The 4,885-nt window shown below is 28.2% G+C and carries 3 protein-coding genes, 1 pseudogene and 1 other annotated feature; all 4 genes and pseudogenes read left to right on the top strand.

Annotated features, from left to right (window positions below; translation table 11 throughout):
- Positions 1-506, top strand: a 506-nt coding sequence (locus AB2369_RS11340; protein WP_367666589.1) for an aminoglycoside adenylyltransferase domain-containing protein, incomplete at its 5' end; no start/stop codon positions are given.
- 301 nt (positions 507-807) lie between these two features.
- Positions 808-1,746 (top strand): multidrug resistance efflux transporter family protein, encoded by a 939-nt coding sequence (locus tag AB2369_RS11335; RefSeq protein WP_367666588.1) that lies wholly within the window; start codon positions 808-810, stop codon positions 1,744-1,746.
- A gap of 302 nt (positions 1,747-2,048) precedes the next feature.
- Positions 2,049-2,308 (top strand) — a binding site (T-box leader).
- A gap of 82 nt (positions 2,309-2,390) precedes the next feature.
- Entirely contained in the window at positions 2,391-3,911 is a 1,521-nt protein-coding gene (gene lysS / locus AB2369_RS11330) for a lysine--tRNA ligase (protein WP_367666587.1), read from the top strand.
- Between the two features lie 631 nt (positions 3,912-4,542).
- Positions 4,543-4,804: pseudogene (locus AB2369_RS11325) on the top strand (MerR family transcriptional regulator); the annotation flags it as partial.
- Positions 4,805-4,885 lie beyond the last annotated feature (81 nt).

Below are 4,885 nucleotides of genomic sequence, written 5' to 3'. Positions count from 1 at the left end.
CATTAGAGCCATACATATATTTTGAAAATGGAAGACTTCATAAACCAGGATATTATGATATTAACTATGTAACATGGTGGACTTTGAAGCATAATGGAATTGGAATAAACAGTCCAAAGGTTAGTGATTTAGATATTAAAGTAAACTGGGAAGATATATTAAGCGCGATGAATTATAATCTGAATTCCTACTGGAAGAGTAAATTAAATAAAAAAATTATATTTATGTTAGACTCTTGGGTAGAGTTTTCCATACTTACTTTATGCAGAATAGTTAATACCTTAGAGAATAAAGAGATAAATTCAAAGTTAGCTTCTGCAAATAGAACATTAAATATTATAAATAAGGAATTCAATACTATTATCTTAGAAGCTATTAGAATAAGAGAGGGTAAGGATAAAAAATCTTTATATAGATCAAAGATAAAAAGAAGTAAGGACGTTAAAAGATTTATAGAAAGTAGTATAGATTATTGTAACAGTAAATATAATTTAGAAAATCTATAATTTGAAAGTAACTTAATTAATAAATTTACTATACTTTTTATATGAGATTCTAAATAATAATTCTTTTGAACCACTATAGAAGGAATTTGTCCTTGGAGTGGTTCTTTTGTTTGCACCATACTTTTCTGTATAATACTATTATGAGTAGATATTATAGTTAGGAGTTTAAATATGAAGGCAAATATTAGATTAGTATGAGCTTAAATAGATTTACATTCAATAGAGCATAACATAAATTAAATAAAATTTATGTTAGTATAAATAGTAGAATATTTATTAAATTTTCATTAGGGGGATACATATGAAGAAAGCTATTTTACTTGGAATTATTTCATCATTTTTCTTTGCATTTACCTTTATACTTAATAAAAGTATGGAAGCATCAGGGGGAAATTGGATTTGGAGTGGAGTATTAAGATATGTCTTTATGCTACCTGTTCTATTTATCATGGTTATGGTTAGGAAAGAATGTGTACAAGTCTTAAAGGATATAAAAAATAGACCAGCACAGTGGTTTCTATGGAGTACTGTAGGCTTTGGATTTTTTTATGCGCCTATTTGTCTGGCATCAGTATACTCTCCTTCTTGGATTGTAGCAGGAACTTGGCAAATTACTATTGTAGCAGGGATTTTATTATCACCACTATTTTTTAAAACTATAGAAACAGAAAATGGAGTAATAAAAGAAAGATTAAAAATTCCTAAAAAACCTTTAACTATGTCTTTAATAATATTATTTGGAATATTTCTCATACAAATACAACAGGTGAATGTGGGAGAGATTCATAAAGGAATTATGGGGATTATATTTGTTCTTATAGCTGCCTTTTCATATCCATTAGGTAACAGAAAGATGATGGAGGTTTGTGGAGGAAAGTTCAATACTGTACAAAGGGTATTTGGAATGACCTTATGTAGTATGCCATTTTGGATTATATTATCTTTTTATGGAACTTTAACTGTAGGACTTCCAAGTGAATCACAGGTTATACAGTCAATAGTAGTAGCATTATGCTCAGGAATCATAGCTACATTATTATTCTTTAAGGCTACTGATATGGTTAAGGATGATCCAAATAAACTTGCAATTATAGAAGCTACTCAATGTGGGGAAGTTATTTTTACAGTATTAGGAGGAGTTTTAATACTTAATGATACATTACCTACTATAGTTGGATGGATTGGATTATTATTTGTTGTTATAGGTATGGCGTTAAATAGCATTATATCAAATAAATAGTTTTAAATTATTATGTAAGTCATTGATTTCTTAAAGAATATATGATTGGAATAAAGAAATTATTTTATAGAGAATATTATTAAGATTTTTATTTAGGATGAATCATTATTACGGAAAGATCATAAATTAAAGTATATATAGGGTTTTTAGCATAAATCTTAACTTATACATGTACTTAAATCCTTTAAAATCTTAGATTTTAAGCAGTGCATAAGATAAGTTTTGAATCAAAAACCCTATAATATTATTTAATTTTATAAAATATATTGAAATTAATAAATTATTATGATAAAATCTTCTGAATAAAAGCTTTGATGAGAAGAGTAAATAAATAAATTAACTTACAGAGAGCTCCTAGTGCTGAGAGGGAGTAGTAAATTGTTTATTGAAGAAGGTCTCTGAGCTTCACACTGAGCCTGAATTTTCAGAGGTAGGATGTGACGGCATATCCCGTTATAGATATAGAGTATAAGCATAAATTATGCCGTACTTGAAGAGGTTTATATGGTGACATATAGATAAACTGGGGTGGTACCACGAATTCATAACTTTCGTCCTCAAGATTATATATCTTGGAGGTGAGAGTTTTTTTATTTGCTTAAAAATCTAAGAAGCTTTAATAATTATGAAAGGTGGACACTGATATGTATAATGAATTTACTAATTTAGAAAATTTAATAGAAATAGTGCCAGATGGCAATGACTTTATGGTAGATAGAATTAAAAAGTTAGAAAAATTATATGAAACAGGGATTGAACCTTATCCCTATAATTATAATAATATAACTCACACAAAATATATATATGATAGATTTGATGAGATTAATAAAGAAGAAGAGTTTAATTTGGCTGGTAGAATTATGCTTATTAGGAGGATGGGGAATGCTACTTTCGCTAATATAAGGGATCAAGAAGGAGATATTCAAGTATATTTTAATAAGAGAAACCTAGGAGAAATAAGCTATGATACTTTAAAGCTTATGGATACTGGAGATATAATTGGAATAGAAGGAACAGTATTTAAGACTAAAACAGGAGAAATAACCATTAAAGCTAAAACTTTTACATTACTTTCAAAATCCATTAGGAGTTTACCAGAGAAGTATCATGGAATCCAAGACCAAGACTTAAAACAGAGGCATCGTTCCTTAGATATGATAATGAACACAGAGGTAAAGGAAAGATTTATTAAACGTTCAAAAGCTATTACAGCTATTAGAGAGTATCTAAATAATATGGATTTTATTGAAGTAGATACTCCAATACTTGATACTAAGTATGGTGGAGGAGAGGCAAAACCATTTACAACTTTCGTTAATGCATTAGATTGTGAAGTGTTTATGAATGTTTCTCCTGAACTATATCTTAAAAGGATTATAGTAGGAGGAATTGAAAGAGTATATACATTTACTAAGGCCTTTAGAAATGAAGGGATTGATAGAACTCATTATCCAGAGTTTTCACTTTTTGAATGCTATATGTCCTATGCGGATTATAATGATATGATGAAACTTATGGAGAATATATATGAATATGTATTTACAAAGGTAAATGGTTCTACTAAGGCTTTATATGGGGGAGAAGAAATTGATTTTAAAGCACCATGGAGAAGAGCAAGGATGTGTGATCTTGTAAAAAGTCATGTGGGAATTGATGTAGAGAATATGACTAAAGAGAAGATTATTAGTTCAATTAAAGAGAAAAATCTTTTGGGGGAAAAACAGAAAGAAGGTCTTAATTTAGAAGAGAGTTCAAAGGGTGAACTTATAGTTAGTTTATTTGAGGAGTATTGTGAGCGTGAGCTAATTCAACCTACATTTGTAATAGATTTTCCTTTAGAGTCTTCTCCACTTTGTAAGGTTCATAGAGATAACAAAGAATTAATAGAAAGATTTGAGCCCTACGCCTATGGAGTTGAACTAGGTAATGCATATTCAGAGTTAAATGATCCATTAAGGCAGAGAATATTATTGAATGATCAAGCTTCAAAATTAAGAGCTGGATTAGAAACAGCAAGTCCAATGGATGAAGAATTTGCTGTGGCCATAGATACAGCAATGCCACCTACAGGAGGCTTAGGAATAGGTATAGATAGGATGATTATGTTTTTAACAGAGTCCACTTCAATTAAAGATGTTATTATATTTCCTTTAATTAAGAGGTAGATAAAATAAAATTCTATTATATTACTTTTGGAGTATAGAAAGAACTTTACCATAACTACTGTTTTAAACTTATCCAGAGGACTAAGGAGAGTTTAATTATACTAATAATCTAGTATAAGATATTTACGTTAGCTTAAAATTTAAGGTGTTATTTTATAGAAATATAGAATAACACCTTATTTTTATAGAGTAATTAATTAGTGCCTTTATTTAATTAGAATATTATTATGAAAATTCATAGAAAAGCATAGAGAAATATTAAATTTAGGCATAAAAAAAGACACCTTTTCATGGTGACAACTTGCTTTTTACATATATAATTTATTTTTAGCATAAAGGCAGTATTCTAAATTAGCTTATATTAATATCTTATGATAAAAATACTAAGTTGTCAAGGAAAAGTCAGAAAATAAATGAAAATTAAATAAATTTTATTATAATTCATTAAAGGAGTATGGGGGATAGTTTAAATCCATTATAGTGAGTTTTGTTTTTATAAGGATTTCCTATAGAATATAGTAACAGACAAAAGAAATGATAAATAGGAGGGTGATAACAGTTAATAAAAGTATATAAAAACGTGTTTATTTTTTATAGGTATGACTATACAATCTTATTGAGGTGGTAAGTTATGAAATATTACTCAATAGGAGAATTCGCACAAAAAATAGGTAAGTCAATTCAAACTTCAAGAAATTAGGATGAAATTGGAAGTTTGAAACCAAGTCATATAACAGATGGTGGTACAAGATATTATTCACAAGAACAACTTAATCATTTTTAGGTATTAAAGGTATTAAAGATGCTGAAACTAAAACTAAAAAATAATTGGATATTGTAGAGTTAGTTCAGATAAACAAAAAGATGACCTTGAAAGACAAATTAATAATGTTGTAAATTGCAAGGCAAAAGAGCAAACAAGATGATTAAGGAGTTGCTAGAGAATGATACTGGGGAATAAAGTTAGATTATAT

This window comes from Clostridium sp., assembly GCF_040797585.1.
Classification (GTDB): domain Bacteria; phylum Bacillota; class Clostridia; order Clostridiales; family Clostridiaceae; genus Clostridium_Z.
This window is presented reverse-complemented; position numbering and strand designations above follow the sequence as displayed.

What these genes read in the sequence shown, in the direction of transcription:
- lysS (WP_367666587.1), top strand. Translation starts at nt 2,391, where the DNA reads ATGTATAATGAATTTACTAATTTAGAAAATTTAATAGAAATAGTGCCA.
- AB2369_RS11335 (WP_367666588.1), top strand. Translation starts at nt 808, where the DNA reads ATGAAGAAAGCTATTTTACTTGGAATTATTTCATCATTTTTCTTTGCA.